This is a genomic window from Candidatus Binatia bacterium, assembly GCA_036504975.1.
Classification (GTDB): domain Bacteria; phylum Desulfobacterota; class Binatia; order UBA9968; family UBA9968; genus JAJPJQ01.
Window position 1 is genome coordinate 1 of sequence record DASXUF010000085.1, and the last position, 16092, is coordinate 16092.

A 16092-nucleotide genomic window follows, 5' to 3' on the forward strand; every position below is an offset into this window, starting at 1 on the left:
ACCAAGGAGACCGTGCCGGTCCGCGAGGTCGGCGAGCTGGTACTCCATGGACAAGCCCAGATAACAACTCAAGCCATTCATCTTTGTGCGCACCAGGAAGTCGGCGTTCACTGGATGACGGGAGGTGGACGTTACGTCGGAAGCATGGCGGCGGGCGCCAGCCCAGTGCAGCGCCGAATTCGTCAATACGAGGCGCTTCGTGAGCCAGGCTTTTCTTTCAAGTTGGCCAAGAAGCTTGCGTCTGCCCGATCGGCCAGCCAGTTAGGCTTTTTGCTTCGTGCTTCCCGCGAGAAGGGCCGCAGTTCTCAGGTTGATAACGCCTTAAGAGGAATTCGCGCCGCGTTGAGGACGATGAATCAGACGGAGGGAATCGATAGCCTCCGGGGCTTCGAGGGGGAGGCGGGAAGACTTTATTTTTCTTGGCTGCCGAAGCTGTTAAGGGAAGATCTCGACGAACGCCTCCGCTTTGAAGGTCGCAATCGTCGGCCGCCCCGGGACTGTTTTAATGCTTTACTAAGCTTTGGCTACGCTTTGCTTCATCGAGATGTAATGCAGGCCATCATTGCAGTCGGCTTGGAACCGTCTTTTGGATTTTTCCATACGCCGCGCTCCGCGGCACACCCTCTCGCCCTCGATCTTATGGAGCTGTTTCGCGTTCCGCTGTGGGATATGCCGCTTGTGGCATCCGTGAACCGCCAGCAATGGGACGCCGACGAAGACTTTACGCATGCAGGCGTGCAAGTGTGGTTAAGCGATAAGGGGCGGCAGAAGGCGATCGAGGTCTACGAGCGGCGAAAGGAAGATCAGTGGAAACACCCGGTGACCGGTTACTCGCTTTCATACGCCAGATTGATCGAGCTTGAGTGCCGGCTGCTTGAAAAGGAATGGTCGGGCGAGCCGGGCCTTTTCGCCAGAATGCGGTTGAGGTGACGTATGGCAGAGGAAAAATTCTTGCACCTTGTTTGTTACGACATCCGCGACCCAAAGAGATGGCGACGCGCTTATAAGCTCTTGAAGGGATATGGAAAGAGTCTTCAGTACTCTATCTTCGAATGCCGGATGACAAGGCGCGAGTTGGAGCGAATGCGGTGGGAACTCGAAAAGGAACTGTCAGAGGAAGATAGTTTGATGATTGCAGGGCTCTGCGCCGGATGCCATTCCAAAATTATTGCGAGAAACACAAGAACGGAGTTCCTCCAAGAGGAACCAAGATTTCGAATTTTAGGGGCAGCTTGAGAAAAAGATCGAATCAAGCACATGCCGTTGTTGGTGCTCCAGCCGTAGCGATCGCGCGGTAAGTTGGCTTAGAGGCGCGGCAAAACAGAAAATTGATGGTTGGGACTTACATGAAATGCAAAAAAAGTAGATCAGATTACGGGTTTATAAGGACTAAAAGTGTGCAGGATACAATTTTGCTCAGAGGCTTTTTCAAGAAGAAGGAGGTTCCTGAATCTACTGGAGAATCATCGAATAAAAACAAGGGCTTTCCTGTGCGGCGTGAATGGATCTGAGATGCCGAAAGGCGTTGAGCACGGGATCGACGGCGCGCTGCCGAGGGGGGATCGTTGACGTGAATGGATCTGAGATGCCGAAAGGCGTTGAGCACCTTCCAGACGAGCTGGGCGCACCGCGTCTCGCGAAAGTGAATGGATCTGAGATGCCGAAAGGCGTTGAGCACAAGGAAGTATCGGATCTCGCTGCGGCGCGCGCCGCCGTGAATGGATCTGAGATGCCGAAAGGCGTTGAGCACTGCTCAGGCGCTACGATCGGCGCCACACTTTTTTCTAGTGAATGGATCTGAGATGCCGAAAGGCGTTGAGCACGGTCTGGAGAATCTCAGTTCGACGCACGGGGCTTACTGTGAATGGATCTGAGATGCCGAAAGGCGTTGAGCACAAGAAAATGTTGTTGTTGGTTTTGCTGCTTGGGCGTGAATGGATCTGAGATGCCGAAAGGCGTTGAGCACCTGGAGTTGATCGGCCAGGTGCGCATGGAGTTGGAGGGTGAATGGATCTGAGATGCCGAAAGGCGTTGAGCACTTGGATAAGAATTATGGGAAGAAGTGGAGGAAAAGTGAATGGATCTGAGATGCCGAAAGGCGTTGAGCACAAGGCGCCGGTGTTGCCGAAGCGCCGTGAGGCGTGTGAATGGATCTGAGATGCCGAAAGGCGTTGAGCACGACTCAATTTCATCCAGCCGGGCCAGCAGTTCAAGTGAATGGATCTGAGATGCCGAAAGGCGTTGAGCACGCGGCGAAAATCGAGCAACTTTTAATCAGGCAGGCACTGTGAATGGATCTGAGATGCCGAAAGGCGTTGAGCACAGGACGGTTTCAAAATAGAGCGTTGTGTCGGTACGGGGTGAATGGATCTGAGATGCCGAAAGGCGTTGAGCACCGCTGGATTCTCGTGTTGGAGAACATGGTTCTTTCCTCGTGAATGGATCTGAGATGCCGAAAGGCGTTGAGCACACAATCCGACCCTTCGTGGCCTTCGTGCTCTGCGTGGTGTGAATGGATCTGAGATGCCGAAAGGCGTTGAGCACTGATTGCCGGTGTCAGTTGGCGAATTATTTGCGGCGTGAATGGATCTGAGATGCCGAAAGGCGTTGAGCACATGAAATTGGTTTCGCTATGGGAGTGCATAAAGTGGTGAATGGATCTGAGATGCCGAAAGGCGTTGAGCACCGAGGACACCGCCGCGGGCGATCCGGCGAAATATGCGTGAATGGATCTGAGATGCCGAAAGGCGTTGAGCACTAGCGATAAGGTCGTAGGTGAGAAACGCGGTCGCCTCGTGAATGGATCTGAGATGCCGAAAGGCGTTGAGCACGGTGAGACGGTAGCGGAGCGCGGCTTGCTCTCCTTGTGAATGGATCTGAGATGCCGAAAGGCGTTGAGCACTCGGCGTCGGCGGCGCCCGGATCGGGCACGTGCACGTGAATGGATCTGAGATGCCGAAAGGCGTTGAGCACAAATGAAGTTGACGGCGAGTGGAGGCAATACCCCATGTGAATGGATCTGAGATGCCGAAAGGCGTTGAGCACAATCAGATTCAGGCGATTCGCGGCACCGGCGCGGGTGAATGGATCTGAGATGCCGAAAGGCGTTGAGCACAGGACAACGTCGCCGACAGCGAATGCGCCACCGCCGTGAATGGATCTGAGATGCCGAAAGGCGTTGAGCACTGGCATGAACGCTTCGCTTACGACGATGCGGTAACGTGAATGGATCTGAGATGCCGAAAGGCGTTGAGCACATATAGCGAAAGCTAAAGTATATTGGGGAGATTACAGTGAATGGATCTGAGATGCCGAAAGGCGTTGAGCACAAACAATACCCGTCTCCCGCTGGGTCCACTAGACGTGAATGGATCTGAGATGCCGAAAGGCGTTGAGCACCGATTCTCGCCGACCTGACGGGATCGGGAACCAACGGGGTGAATGGATCTGAGATGCCGAAAGGCGTTGAGCACTCGAGAAAAGGAGTGCCTTGTCAAGCGCATCCAAACCGTGAATGGATCTGAGATGCCGAAAGGCGTTGAGCACTGGATTTTGGCTGTACGCCGAAGTTTGGAATATTGTTGTGAATGGATCTGAGATGCCGAAAGGCGTTGAGCACAAAGCCCGCGCGGAATTTGAGACTCCGCGCGCCCGTGAATGGATCTGAGATGCCGAAAGGCGTTGAGCACGGCTTGATCGAGCCGCCGGCACTCACGAATTGGCAGCGTGAATGGATCTGAGATGCCGAAAGGCGTTGAGCACGGGAAGGATGCATCCAAGTGTCGCATAATTCGAGAAAGTGAATGGATCTGAGATGCCGAAAGGCGTTGAGCACAGATGGTTCGCCGGATCGTAAACATTGACATACCCGTGAATGGATCTGAGATGCCGAAAGGCGTTGAGCACATGAGGTCCGAGCCGTTTTTAAGGCGAGGACCTCGCCGCATTAAGCGCAGAGAACCAGAAGTAACAGGTACCCGCAGGATTGAACAGGTTGGCTAATCTCAAGCTTTCTATTTGACACCCTCTGTGCGGTTTGCGAAGATGGTTCGCAACATGGCCAACCGCACCGAGCCGTCCTCGCGCCACTACGACGAGAAGCTGAAGGATATCCTCAAGCGCTCGGCCAAGATTTTCGCCGAAAAAGGCTTTCATCACACTTCGATTCGAGACATTGCGCGCGAGACCGGCATGAGCCTGGCCGGCTTGTATTATTATTTCCGCACCAAAGAGGAATTGCTCTTCCTGATCCAGGAGCATTGTTTCCTGACGCTGCTGCAACGGTGGGAGCGGGAAGTGAGCCCGGACGCCGACGTGCGCGTGCGCATTCGCGCCTTTGCCGAAAACCACCTGGGCTATTTTCTCCACAACATGCACGAGATGAAGGTCATGGCGCACGAAGATGAGTCTCTGACGGGGGAGTTCGGGGAGAAAGTCCTGGTCCTCAAGCGTCGCTACGTGAAAATCCTGATGGATTTGATCGGCGAGCTGCAAAGACGCGAGAGCGGCCGGGTGATCGATCTCCGCGCCGCGACGTTTTCGCTTTTCGGCATGATGAACTGGATCTACACCTGGTATCATTCCCAGCGCGACCTGCCGCTGCCGCAACTGATCGAGCAGATGCTGAGGATTTATTTCTTCGGCATCCTGCAGGGCGCGGAAGCCGATGAGCCGTGGTTCACCGCGCCTTCATCCGAAACCGGAAAAGAGAAATTTTCTCTCTGGCAAAACCTTCCTTGACGCCGGTCCAATCGACTTCGCCTAACTTCGTTCATCGCCCCTCGCGCCATAGCCCGCCACTGGCGGGGCGTTACGATAGTTATGCTCGTCGCTTGAACCGGCGTAATAAATCGGCACAGGTTTGACTCAGGGCTCGTATCTCTACTATTGTTAGCTCTGCTCAGACTATTGTCTGCTAAGAAGACTTTTTGGAAGAACGAAGAAGAATCATGGTTTCCGTCGGTGGCAAAGCGCCAGAATTCAACTTGAAAGGGATTGACCGGGGAAGCGTCGCCGATTATTCGCTCAAATCCTACCCGGGAAAATGGCTCGTGATCTTTTTTTATCCGGCGGACTTTACCTTCATCTGCCCGACGGAAGTGACGGGGTTCAGCAAAATGGCGCGAGATTTCCGCGCCGAAGAGGCGGAGGTGCTGGGGGTCAGCGTCGATTCGCTGGAGACGCATCGGGCGTGGATCGAAGAGCTGGGCGGCGTCGACTATCCGCTGCTGAGCGACGCGGAAAAAAAGATGAGCCGGGCTTACGGAGTCCTGGACGAGAAAGACGGCGTCAGCCTGCGCGCGACCTTCATCGTCAATCCGGCGCGCGAGGTCGGCTACTTTGTCGTGAGCCACATGAACGTCGGGCGGAGCGTCGAAGAGACGCTCCGCGTGCTCAAGGCGCTCCGCACCGGAAAACTCTGTCCCGCCGAGTGGCAGCCGGGCGGAGCCACCGGGGAATTGCGCCTCAAATACTAGCCAAACGTATTTGAAATTCCCGGATGAAGTTTGGATGACAGAATCGGAAAAGAGATGACTCACGCAAAGACGCAAAGGACGCCAAGTTCGGAGAAAATAGAAAATATTTTTCTTTGCGCTCTTGGCGTCTTGGCGCGATATATTTTGTTAAAGTCGTTTTATTCAAGACCTAAAACCTAAGAAACTAAAGGCGATTGACCCCTAACCCCTTGCCCCTAACGTTCACGTAGTATGGCGCTGGAAGAGATTCAAAAAAAGCGCGAGATCGTCGAAAGCAGGGCGCGCATCCGCGAATTTGTCTTCGGCATTCAAGACGGGCTCATCAGCACGGTCGGACTCCTGGCCGGCGTTCAAGGCGCGACCGAGAACAACCTCGTCGTCGTCATCACCGGTCTCACCGCGATGTTCGCCGGCGCCGTTTCGATGGCGACGGGATCGTATCTGTCGTCCACGGCGCAAAAGCAGATTTTCGACAAGGAGCTGCGCGAGGCGGAGGACCTGGCGGAACGGGAACCGTACCTGGCGGCGGAGGGTTTGCTCCAAGCTTTGAGCCAGGAGGGGTTGAAGAAAGAACAGAGTTACCGCCTGGTGAAGCTTCTTGCCGAAGAGGAGAAGGTTTTTCTGCGCACTTTCCAGGAAAAAGTTTTCGGTCTGGGGACCGCGGAGATCAATCGCCCGCTGCAAGCGGCGCTGGTCATGGGACTTTCTTTCGTCCTGGGCGCCGTGATCCCTTTGCTGCCCTATCTATTGTTGTCCGGAATGAGCGCGCTCTACGTTTCGATCGTTTTGGCGGCGGTAACCTTATTTTCCGTCGGCGTCTTCAAGGGATATCTGGCGGCCCGGCCGCTTTTTCTCTCCGGCCTGGAATTTTTTTTCATCGCCGTCGGCGCGGCGATCTTCGGCTACCTCATCGGCCTGGTCGTGCAGTATTTCTTTCCGGACGTGGCGGTTCAGGTGTGACAGGCAAGGGGTTCGGGGCCGCTCAAAAGCGCATGCAGAACGGAGATTTACCAAATTGTCCTGACGTGGGGATAGTCGGCTATCTTCCCGTCCTTGGTCACCAAGGGAAAGCCGAGGGTAATAGCGGTTGCTATGATGATGCGATCAGCGGGGTCCTGATGGAGCGGTTCGGGAAGCTGCACTGATTTAAGGGCGATCGCATTGTCTACGGGAACAAAATTCACGAACGGTAATGCTTCAGATTTAGCCAACCAGTCCGCCACCTCCACGGTTAATTCGAGACGACCGTGCGCCACGAGCTGGGCTACCTCCCAGACGCTGATGGAGGACACATATAGGCCCTTCTGAGCTACAGCATCGGCAATGAGGCGAGAGGCCCTTCGTGAGATCCGTTCAATTCCGCTAAGCCACCAGACCCATACATGCGTATCGAGCACGATCATTTAAGGGCGTCCCAGTCTTTAGTCCTCACCGGCTTTGTGGGATCCTTGTATCTCAACACAGTGCCGCGAAACGGCTTGAGTAACTCTTCAGGATCCTCTGCATACGGCGTAATCCTCAGAACCGGTGTTCCGCGATCGGTGATGAGCAGCTCTTTCCCGGTTTTTTCAACTTCCCGGAAATATTCCAAGGCCCGCGGCTTGAATTGAGATTTTGACACACATTTTTTCATTGGCGCCTCTGTGAGAAACCTACTAGGTCATATTAGCTAGTCATCTGGGGTTTTCAAGCGATGGCTTGATCCCCGTTATTTCCTTTCGCCCTCACCCCTGCTCTCTCAGCAAAATAATTTCCTGGCCCTCCTCTGGAGGTGGAACGACTCCCCTCAACTTGTCACCAGGCTTCGCAGCAGAGTCAGATTCTCCGCGTCCTCTTTCAGATCCGGCCCCTTCGGCGTCTCCAGGCACATCGGGATGCCCCAGAAGCGGCGGTCGTTCAGCAGCAGGCGAAATCCTTCCACGCCGATCTGCCCCTTGCCGATGTGCTCGTGGCGGTCCACGCGCGAATGGAATTCCTTTTTCGAGTCGTTGAGGTGAAACGCGGCGAGCAAGTTGATGCCGATCATCTCGTCGAATTCGCCGAAGGTCCGGTCGTAGCCGTCCTTGGTCCGGATGTCGTAGCCCGCGGCGAAAGCATGCTCGGTGTCGAAGCAGACGCGGAGCCGCTCGCTCTCTTTCGCGGCGTCGATGATATCGCGGATCTGCTCGAAGCGGTAGCCGAGGCAGCTCCCCTGTCCGGCGGTGATCTCCAGCGCGACTTTGACTTTGAATCCGGCGCACGCCGTATGGACTTCGTCCAACGAGCGCGCGATCGTCTGGATGCCTGCTTCTTCTCCCGCGCCGACGTGAGCGCCGGGATGCGCGATGAGGTTCGGCACGGACAACGTCTCGCAGCGCTCCATCTCGTCGATGAAGGCGCGGATCGACTTTTTTCTTAGCATCTCGTCGGGCGTGCCGAGGTTCAGCAAGTAAGAGTCGTGCGCCACCGCCGTGGCGATCCCCGTCTCTTTTTGATTGTGCTTGAAACTCTCGATCTCGTCTTTGCTATACGGCGCCGCCGCCCACTGGCGCGACGACTTGGTGAAAATCTGGATCACGTCGCAGGCGACTTTCTTGCCATGGAGGAACGCGTTGCCCACGCCGCCGGCGATCGACATCTGCGCGCCCAATAAAGGGCCAGTTAGGCGAGAGGCGGAAGGCGTGAGGCGTGAGTTGGAAACTTCAGGGATTTTCTCTCGCCTCATGCCTCAAGCCTCATGCCTCAGAGAAGTGCCTTTTCTCAACGAGCGGTAAGGAGATGCTGCCGGCGCTCAAAAGTCGGTCGTGGAATTTCCGCAGGTCGAAACTCGGCCCTAATTTCTCTTTTTCCCGCTCGCGCAGGCGGTTGATGATCGACCAGCCGAGCGCGTAGCCCATCGGGACGGCCGGCGACTGGCTGTACCAGTTGAGATCGCCCTCGGCTTGCGGACGCGGAAAGTGCAGCTCGCGCACCATCAAGTCCGCCGCTTCGTCGTAGGTCATCCGGCCGGTTTGCGTTTTCACGTCGATGATAATTCGCAGCGCGCGCCAGAGCCGGTCCTTCAGCATCACGAAGCGGTGCTCCACGGACTTCAAGAAACCCTGCTCCTGCATGAGCTGCTCGCAGTAGAGCGCCCAGCCCTCGTAGAAGACCGACGACTCGTTCATCAGCCGCGGCAAGGTGCAGGCCGCGGGAATCGAGTTGGCGACGGTGAACTGGAGATGGTGGCCGGGATAGCTTTCGTGCACGGAAGTGTTCTCCAGCCCGGTCCAGTTGTGCTCCCGGAGCAAATCGTCGTCGTTTACCGGGGTGACGTAATAGTACCCGACCTGCTCGGAGTCTTTCGGCGAGGGAGAAAGATAGGCGGCGAACGGTATCTCGTGGCGCTGGAACTCCGGCGTGTAAACGACGCGCAGCTCTTCGCGCGGCGGGAAAGAGACGAGCCGTTTTGCGCGCACGAATTCCCGCGCCGCTTCCATGGCTTTTTGATACACCGGAAGCAATTCGTTCGCCGTGGGATGGGCCTCCTGAATTTTCAGCGCGACCTCTTCGATGCTTTTTCCCGGTGCGATCTTGTCCGCCAGCGCCGCCAGCTCTTTCTTCGTCTCGGCGAACAGTTTTTCTCCCAGCGCGAGCAGGCTCTCGGCGTCGTGGCTGAGGAAATGGCGTTTCTTGAGCAGCAGATGGTAGTGCTCCGGCCCGACCGCGTAAACGCCGCGGCTCCTGGAGAGGAGGTCGCGTTCGAGAAATTGCTGAAAGAGCCGGATCGCGTCTTTGGCTTTCTCGATCGCCGCGTGGAAGCGCGGCGGGTCTGTCACGGCGTTCTTCACTCTGGGAATATTTCCCAGATTGTCGAGAAACGAGAGGCCGCCTTTCGCCGATTCGATCGCCATCTCGGTCCAAAGCCGCGGCGGATTGGCCTCCGGCCGGCTCAGGTTGGCGATGCCTTGCTCGATGATTTTTGGCGAGCGTTCAAGACGGCTCAGCAAATTTCCGACGACGTCGTTGGTCGGCCGCACCGTCAGGATGTAGAAATGAGAAGTGGAGAGATACAAATCGGGCAATTTGAAGCGGTAGTCTTCTTTGTTGAATTCGTAGTTTTCGATCGTGAGCCGGCCTTCGAGCAGCGCGTAGTCGATGGTCTCGTCGCGGGACAAGCCTTTAACGGAGACTTGTTTCAAGCCTTTGAGGGAATCCTCGGCGAACGATTTTTCCTCGCGGTACGCCGCGTCCGTGTAGTCTTTCAGTAGGTGATCGTAGCCTTCGATGCCGTAGTGAATCGCCTCGGTCGGATGAAGGTCGAAATAGCGCTTGAAAAAATCCGCTGCGAACTCGGCGAAGGAAGTCATTCATGTGACTTAGCACGATAACTCTGCGCAGGCAATTTTCTTTCTTGTGCGGGAGGTGGACATCAATCCCACGTTAAGGTAGGAAGCGTGGGCTGATGGCCCGACGCGACTCCCCCACTCAGCGGCGATGGCCCGCTCTCTTCGCCTCTTCAGCCGCCGGGTCGGTCCGTCCAGGACTCTCCTGGGCGCCGCGGCTCATCGGGTGGATCGTCCTCGCCGGCTGCGTGGTTGCCTTCAACATCTCTAAGATGGCGAACAACGACATCTGGATCCACCTGAAGACCGGCGAGTATGTGCTGCAAACCGGCTGGGTGCCTCTGAAGGACCCTTACTCCTTCACCGCGGCAGACCATGCCTACGTGGCCCACGAGTGGCTCGCGGCCGTGCTCTTCTACCTCGTCTACGCGCCCTTCGGCGTAGTCGGTTTGACCGTCTTCAAGGCGCTCGTTGTCGCCGCCGCGTGCGTCCTCCTCTACGGCGCGGCCCGCACCGCCGGCGCGCGCCTCTCGGTGATGCTGCCCGCCTTCGCCTTGCTCCTCTACATCGGTAGCGCGCGCTACATCGAGCGGCCGTACATCTTCGCCTACTTGATAGCGGCCGTCTATCTCTGGCTTTTCTTTCGCTACCGGGACGGCGACCGGAACCGCCGCTGGCTCTACCTGATAGTTCCGGCCGACATCCTATGGACGAACCTGCACGGCAGCTTTATTCAGGGCCTCGCGATGCTGGCGATCTTCGCTGTTGGCGAGGGTCTCGCCTCCGCTCGTGCCCGGATGCTGAGCGGGAACCATCAGCAGACACTCCCCTCGCGCGACCTGATCCTTCTCGCCGCGCTCGTGCCGGTTTGCGTGGCGGCCTCTCTGCTGAACCCTTACGGCGTCAGGATGCTGACATTTCCGTTCGAACTGACCAGGCTCGGTCTGTTCATGCAGAGGGTCTATGAGTGGAGGCCCCCTTACGATGCCACCTACAACTACTCCACAATGTTCTTCCTCTACCTCGCCTATGTTGGGGCGCTCTGGACGAGCTTCTTCTTCCGCTACCGCGACCGGCGACCGCTTCAGTGGCTCCGCGTCGGCAACGCGCTCCTGCTCGGGGTGCTTGCCCTCGTCTACGCGCTCTTCGCCATCTTCTGGTTCGAGAAGCCGGCGGTGCACTGGACGCCGGCCGTTCTCGCCTCGATGCTGTACGCGCTGCTCGGGCTATTTTTTCTCTTCATCGTCTTGAATCTACGGACGGTGGACTTCACCCACGCCGGACTCGTGGCTTTTTTCTACCTCCTCAGCCTGCGGCACAACCGGTTGGTAACGGATGCGGTCATGGGTACGTTCGTCACACTGACCGCCTCGGCCTCGGGGTTAGGGGCGGGCGAGCGCCGCGCAACACGCGTGGACCGATCCAACCCGCTGGCCGTCTTGCTTGGCGCCGCGCTTCTGCTCGCAGTCGCGGCGCACGCCTCGCTTGTCGGTTACTACTACTCCTTCCGGGGCAAGCCCCGCGAGAAGGGGGTGGGCATCAGCCGCGACATGCCGACCTGCGCCGTCGACTTCATCGAGCGCGCCCGCATCTCCGGCAACGCGTTCGTCTCGTACTCCGAGGCCGCCCAGCTCATCCACCGGATGTATCCCGCGGTGAAGGTCAACATGGACTCGCGCAACGACGTGTACGGCGAGGCGCTCTATCGCGAGTATCTGGACGCCCTTGCGAGCCCGGAGGCCATGCAGGCGTACTTGCGGCGCTACCCGGTGGATTTCTTCCTGCTGAAGTATCAGCCCTGGTTGCCGGAGATTTTCGCGACGCTCGAGTCGACCGGCGAGTGGGCGCCGGTGTACTACGATGACGCCTGGTTTGTGCTTGTCCGGCTGAGAGCCGAGACCGAGGCGCTCGTCCGGCGCGAAGCGTTCCACGTTCTGCGCCCGTATCGGCTCGACCCCCGCGAGGTCGACGGCAGCAACGCCACCGAGCTCCTCGGCGAGGCCGAGCGGGCGATAAGGAACTGCCCCAGCGCGGTTCTCGGCTACTTTATGATGGGCGAAGCGCTGCGCGTCCTCGGCAGACGGGAGGAGGCGGTGGCCGCTACCCGCGAGGTCCTCGCACGGAAACCGGATGACGTTTCTGCCTATGCCCGCCTGGCGGAGGACTATGCGGCCATGGGGAAGCGCGAGGAGGCGATCGCGATGCTTGAGAGAGCGGTGCGTCTAAATCCTAGGTTCACGAAGGCGCGCGAGTTCCTCGAACAGCTCCGCCGCGGCCGCTGACAAGCCAGTGTCAGGATGCGGGACGGTGGTAGTGAGCAGAGAGAACTCAGAGAAAAATCTCTAGTCTCCCAGAGGAGCAAACAGCTCGGTCAGTTGCGTCCGGCGGGAAATATATCCCTGCTCTTCAGCGTACTGAAGAAACTTCTCGAGGACAATTTGGTTTTGCGGCGTCAGGCCGTGCTGGAACGGCTCTTTGCCGAAAACCGCTTCTTCCTCTTCGAGAACTAACACGGCCGTGGGGAGCGCCAGACGCTTGGGATATTCGTAGGCCTTGCGACAGATTTTCTCCGCTTCGGTAAAGGCATTGACCAGGCTGCCCACCATCCACGGATGCTCGGCGACCAGAGCTTGCCGCAACACCACGGTGTGCGTGATCGGAAAGATTTTCGTCTTGCCGAAATATTCCATGATTTCGCTGCGCGGATTTTCGAAGAGCCGTCGGATGCGCGGATCGTCCGCTGTGAAAGACGCGGGGACGTTGGGCACGATCAGAGCGTCGATCTCGCCTTCGAGCAGAAGCGATTCCACGCTCCGGCCGCCGACCGAGAGTCGTAAGTCCTTCGGCGGCTGAAATCCGGCGCCTTCGGGCTCGGACGTGAACCAAAACATTTCTTCAGGGCGCACGCCGTAAAATTCTTGGAGGATTCCTCTCGTCCACAAGCCCACGGTGAGACGGTATTGATTCATCCCGACTTTTTTGCCTTTCAAATCTTCAGGAGCGCCGATATTCGCTGAAGACGAGCAAAAGATGTACGGATGAATGAACATCCGCATGGGAAAAACCGGCAGCGCGATCACCGGCTCGCCGCGACACTTCGCCATCACGTACCAGGAGAGCGACATCTCCGCGATGTCGAATTCCTCGTAGACCGGTCTGAGACAGGCTTCTCCCGGGACCGCCGGTCGAGGATTCAACCTAATCCCGTCGGCGGTCACCTCGCCGGAAAGCAATGGCCGGGTCCGGTGATAGTCCGCCAGCATCAAGGTCAGATTCATCTCCGTTGCCATGGTGATTCCTCTGCAAGCGAGGCCTCACGTCGCGAGTTTTCGGGCCGCGGCCGATAGGGCAGTACCATGAGTCGAACCTCCCTCATCGGACGTCCGCGGCCCTCTTCCTCGCGCCCTTCGGCCTCGAAGTCTTGTTCAACGACCCTGGCCCACTGCCTTGGCTGCGAAAGTTCCAATAAAAAATTTTTCCGCGCCGCCGATCTTTTTCGCCTCCGCCTCCACTCGGGCGGCGGCAATGACGGCTTCGATCTCCTCTTTGGTGATGGAGATCGAATAGAGATCGGAGAAGTGTTCGACCACCTTCCTGACAGTGGCGGGGTCGCCGTAGGTCTTTTTCTTCAGGACGGTCGCCATGACTCGCTCCGGGTCGGCTTTAACGAGGTCCATGCCGCGCTTCATCGCTCTCAGCAGGGATACGGCGCCTTCGGGATCGGTTTCGGCCTTGCGTCGCGTGGAAACGATCACCACGAACGGGAATCCCGTCAGGACCTTGCCGATATCGAAGAGCATCGGAAACCCTTTCCGCTCGAGCTCCAGCTTTTCCATGAACGAAAAGGGCGAGGCCTGAATCCTGCCCGCTTCCAGCGCCTGCGCGCGCGCGGGACTGTTGCCGACGCCATAGAGAATCTTGTAATCGCGGTCGCGGACCAGTCCTTTTTTCGCCAGGCCTTCGACCGAGGCGAATTCCGCGATGCCGCCGGCGCCGGTGACGCCGACCACCTTCCCCCTGAGGTCGTTGAGAGTCGATATGCCTTTGGCGCCGATGAGACTGTAATCTATGTACGGCTGGATTCCTCCTGTGATGACGAGCGGGGCGCCTTGCGCGATCGCCCGCACAGTCGGGACCGCCCCAGCCAGTGTATAATCGACATCGCCGCCGATCAGCGCGGCGATCGCCGTGGGTCCGCCGATGATGAAGACCGGCTTAACCTCAAGCCCCTCGGCGGCGAAGAAGCCCAACTCCATGCCGATAACGAGCGGCAAGGTGCTGCTCAAGGTTGGGGTCTGATAGGCGAAGGTTATCGGCTTCGCGTGACCAGTTGCGATGAGGCCAAGGCATGTAAAGATCGAGGCGATAACCAGTTTTGCAACCTTTCCTCGCACGCGCTTGCTCTTCCTTCCTCTCCCTGCGGGAGAGGATTGAGGTGAGGGTTGCCAGGCTTTGTTTCCCTCACCCTTACCCTCTCCCAAAGGGAGAGGGTAGTTGATTTCTCCTAAAGATATCTTTGCTCCCATCAAGCCAGGGGCGTCAGCCCAGCAGCCGCGACCGCCTGGCGGATTCCCTCGATGTGTTCCGGCCGGAGCGGCTGGAACGGCGGCCGCACGGTCGAGCGCGGGAAGCGCCCCCGCGCCGTCAGCGCTTCTTTCTCGACGACCCAATGCTGCATGAGCGGCTGCTTGTAGTAGATCGCATCCGACAGTGGCCGGATCTTGTTGAAGAGCGCGGTCGCTTCCTGCATCTGGCCCGAATGGGCGAGCTCGAAGAGCTTGGTGATGAATTCGGGCGCGACGTTGGAGAAAGAGCTGACTGCGCCGTCGGAAGTCGCGAAGCGGATCAGGAAAAGGCTCCCGTGCGCGACCAGGAAATTGATCTTCCGCGGGAAATTTTGGAACGCGACCCATGCCTCTTCGTAGTCGAAGGAAGAATCCTTGATCGCTACGACCTGCGGGATCTTCTCGGCGATTTTCTGCAGCACCTCGACCGAGTACATCAGGCCGGTCTTGGCGCCGTAGCGGAAGACGATCATCGGCAGGTCCACCTTTTCGGCCAACTCCTCGAAGCAGGGCACGATCAGCTCGGGACGATCGACGGCGCCGAAAGCGAAGTGCGGGATCGGCATGACCAGGAGCCCGTCTGCGCCGGCGGCTTTGGCGTCGCGCGCGCACTCGACCAGCTCGCGCGTGCTGAGCCCGGTGCAGCCGACGACCATCGGCAGATGGCTCGGTATCTCGGCGCGCGCGATCTCGGCGACGCGGATTCTCTCCTTCGGCGTGAGCGACTCCAGCTCGCCCGCATGGCCGCTGATGACCAGGCCCCCGACATCGTGCGTGATGAGCCACCTGAGATGTTTGCGGTAAGCGTCCTCGTCGATCGTCGCGTCGGCAAACAGCGGCAGATTCGCCGCTGGCAAGACTTTTTTGAATTCTTTTGGCATGGCCGTCTCCTTTACGATTTTAAACCTTCGACAAACCGCTCGCGTTTGAGCCGATCGACGAGCGATCCATCGATGAATTCTTTCGGATCGCGGCGCGCCGCGTCCGGAAATTCATTGCCGAAGTTTTCCAGGATCAGCCGGGTCCCTTCGATTGTGGGCGCGGCGTAGTCGGGCAGCAGAGAAATGACGAAGTCGTATTCCATCCTGATAAGGTTCGGATCGGCTATCCTCATGTATTTGGCGATGATGCGCTCGCTTTCCGGCCGGTGACGCTTCATGGTCCAGATCGCTTCGGTAAGAGACTTGAGATAGCGGTAAGCGACGTCGCGATTGGGGCCGAGCCAGGCTTCATCCATGACCACGGAGGTCCACGGAAAAGGGATGCCCATCTGCTGCGCCGTGGCGATCACGCGAAAACCGAGCGCGCGCGCCTGCTCCGTAGCCGCGGCGCCCAGAAAGGTGTACTGGATCTTGCCAACTTTAAACGCCGCCAGGCGGCTCGCATCGCCGCCGAGCTGCAGCAGCTTCAAATCCTTTTCCACGCTGAGACCGGCCTTGCGAAAAAGATAGCGGAAGCCCTGGTCGGTCGAAGAGCCGAACCGGGAAATTCCTCCTATTTTGCCCTTTAACTCCGACACCGCCTGGATCTCGGGGACCGTCACCAGGTTGGCCGCCAGGAAAGGCAGCGGGTTGGCGAGGATCAAGAGCTTGATTCCCCTGAGCCGCGCTTCGATGGAGACCGGCCCGCCGCCCGCGACCTGGATGCTGCCTCCGACCAGCGCCGCGATATTCATCGAGCCGCTGTTGATGTAAAGCAGGTCCACGTCGAGACCGTGCTTCTTATACAAGCCGGCTTCCTGGGCCA

The 16092-nt window shown here is 58.1% G+C and carries 15 protein-coding genes and 1 CRISPR repeat array; of the genes, 6 read left to right on the forward strand and 9 right to left on the reverse strand.

Going from position 1 to position 16092, the window contains the following annotated elements:
* The 5 genes from cas1 to VGL70_11185 form a co-directional block, all read left to right on the forward strand.
* On the forward strand, positions 1-930 hold a 930-nt coding region (cas1, locus tag VGL70_11165; protein HEY3304081.1), incomplete at its 5' end, for a type I-MYXAN CRISPR-associated endonuclease Cas1.
* 3 nt (positions 931-933) lie between these two features.
* On the forward strand, positions 934-1236 hold the full coding sequence (gene cas2 / locus VGL70_11170) for a CRISPR-associated endonuclease Cas2 (GenBank protein ID HEY3304082.1): 303 nt from the start codon (positions 934-936) through the stop codon (positions 1234-1236).
* Between the two features lie 261 nt (positions 1237-1497).
* A CRISPR array of direct repeats spans positions 1498-3906; the repeat unit is 36 nt; unit sequence GTGAATGGATCTGAGATGCCGAAAGGCGTTGAGCAC.
* 150 nt (positions 3907-4056) lie between these two features.
* Complete coding sequence (locus VGL70_11175; GenBank protein ID HEY3304083.1) at positions 4057-4740, forward strand: TetR/AcrR family transcriptional regulator; 684 nt, start codon at positions 4057-4059, stop codon at positions 4738-4740.
* 209 nt (positions 4741-4949) lie between these two features.
* Positions 4950-5477 carry a peroxiredoxin gene (locus VGL70_11180; GenBank protein ID HEY3304084.1) on the forward strand — a complete coding sequence of 176 codons (528 nt, stop codon included), beginning with the start codon at positions 4950-4952 and terminating at the stop codon, positions 5475-5477.
* A gap of 231 nt (positions 5478-5708) precedes the next feature.
* Positions 5709-6437: a VIT1/CCC1 transporter family protein gene (locus tag VGL70_11185; protein HEY3304085.1), complete on the forward strand. Its 729-nt coding sequence runs from the start codon at positions 5709-5711 to the stop codon at positions 6435-6437.
* Positions 6438-6484: 47 nt separating this feature from the next.
* On the opposite strand, the gene VGL70_11190 is transcribed toward VGL70_11185, so the two are convergent.
* The 5 genes from VGL70_11190 to VGL70_11210 all read right to left on the reverse strand — a co-directional run bounded on the left by VGL70_11190 (position 6485) and on the right by VGL70_11210 (position 10070).
* On the reverse strand, positions 6485-6880 hold the full coding sequence (locus tag VGL70_11190) for a type II toxin-antitoxin system VapC family toxin (GenBank protein HEY3304086.1): 396 nt from the start codon (positions 6878-6880) through the stop codon (positions 6485-6487).
* A complete protein-coding gene (locus VGL70_11195) occupies positions 6877-7110 on the reverse strand; it encodes a type II toxin-antitoxin system prevent-host-death family antitoxin (GenBank protein ID HEY3304087.1) in 234 nt (77 codons plus the stop codon). The genes VGL70_11190 and VGL70_11195 overlap by 4 nt, the downstream gene beginning before the upstream one ends.
* 153 nt (positions 7111-7263) lie before the next feature.
* Positions 7264-8181, reverse strand: coding sequence for a deoxyribonuclease IV (locus VGL70_11200; GenBank protein ID HEY3304088.1), 918 nt, complete (start codon positions 8179-8181; stop codon positions 7264-7266).
* Positions 8182-8191: 10 nt separating this feature from the next.
* Positions 8192-9805 carry a DUF885 domain-containing protein gene (locus VGL70_11205; GenBank protein ID HEY3304089.1) on the reverse strand — a complete coding sequence of 538 codons (1614 nt, stop codon included), beginning with the start codon at positions 9803-9805 and terminating at the stop codon, positions 8192-8194.
* A gap of 118 nt (positions 9806-9923) precedes the next feature.
* Positions 9924-10070 (reverse strand): hypothetical protein, encoded by a 147-nt coding sequence (locus VGL70_11210; protein HEY3304090.1) that lies wholly within the window; start codon positions 10068-10070, stop codon positions 9924-9926.
* A gap of 46 nt (positions 10071-10116) precedes the next feature.
* Here VGL70_11210 and VGL70_11215 point away from each other — a divergent pair, with 46 nt between their 5' ends.
* Entirely contained in the window at positions 10117-12063 is a 1947-nt protein-coding gene (locus VGL70_11215; GenBank protein ID HEY3304091.1) for a tetratricopeptide repeat protein, read from the forward strand.
* A gap of 60 nt (positions 12064-12123) precedes the next feature.
* Here VGL70_11215 and VGL70_11220 read toward each other — a convergent pair whose 3' ends face one another.
* From VGL70_11220 to VGL70_11235, 4 genes are all read right to left on the reverse strand, one after another.
* Positions 12124-13071 (reverse strand): hypothetical protein, encoded by a 948-nt coding sequence (locus tag VGL70_11220; GenBank protein ID HEY3304092.1) that lies wholly within the window; start codon positions 13069-13071, stop codon positions 12124-12126.
* A gap of 135 nt (positions 13072-13206) precedes the next feature.
* Positions 13207-14055: an ABC transporter substrate-binding protein gene (locus tag VGL70_11225; protein HEY3304093.1), complete on the reverse strand. Its 849-nt coding sequence runs from the start codon at positions 14053-14055 to the stop codon at positions 13207-13209.
* Between the two features lie 251 nt (positions 14056-14306).
* A complete protein-coding gene (locus VGL70_11230; protein ID HEY3304094.1) occupies positions 14307-15227 on the reverse strand; it encodes a dihydrodipicolinate synthase family protein in 921 nt (306 codons plus the stop codon).
* An 11-nt stretch (positions 15228-15238) separates the two neighbouring features.
* Positions 15239-16092: ABC transporter substrate-binding protein (locus tag VGL70_11235; protein HEY3304095.1), on the reverse strand; the 854-nt coding region annotated here is incomplete at its 5' end.

Bases quoted from the DNA above. Each gene is read 5' to 3' on its own strand.
- VGL70_11175 (HEY3304083.1), top strand. From the start codon at position 4,057: ATGGCCAACCGCACCGAGCCGTCCTCGCGCCACTACGACGAGAAGCTG.
- VGL70_11230 (HEY3304094.1), bottom strand. From the start codon at position 15,227: ATGCCAAAAGAATTCAAAAAAGTCTTGCCAGCGGCGAATCTGCCGCTG.
- VGL70_11185 (HEY3304085.1), top strand. From the start codon at position 5,709: ATGGCGCTGGAAGAGATTCAAAAAAAGCGCGAGATCGTCGAAAGCAGG.
- VGL70_11210 (HEY3304090.1), bottom strand. From the start codon at position 10,070: ATGTCGTTGTTCGCCATCTTAGAGATGTTGAAGGCAACCACGCAGCCG.
- VGL70_11190 (HEY3304086.1), bottom strand. From the start codon at position 6,880: ATGATCGTGCTCGATACGCATGTATGGGTCTGGTGGCTTAGCGGAATT.
- VGL70_11200 (HEY3304088.1), bottom strand. From the start codon at position 8,181: ATGAGGCGAGAGAAAATCCCTGAAGTTTCCAACTCACGCCTCACGCCT.
- VGL70_11205 (HEY3304089.1), bottom strand. From the start codon at position 9,805: ATGACTTCCTTCGCCGAGTTCGCAGCGGATTTTTTCAAGCGCTATTTC.
- cas2 (HEY3304082.1), top strand. From the start codon at position 934: ATGGCAGAGGAAAAATTCTTGCACCTTGTTTGTTACGACATCCGCGAC.
- VGL70_11195 (HEY3304087.1), bottom strand. From the start codon at position 7,110: ATGAAAAAATGTGTGTCAAAATCTCAATTCAAGCCGCGGGCCTTGGAA.
- VGL70_11220 (HEY3304092.1), bottom strand. From the start codon at position 13,071: ATGGCAACGGAGATGAATCTGACCTTGATGCTGGCGGACTATCACCGG.
- VGL70_11180 (HEY3304084.1), top strand. From the start codon at position 4,950: ATGGTTTCCGTCGGTGGCAAAGCGCCAGAATTCAACTTGAAAGGGATT.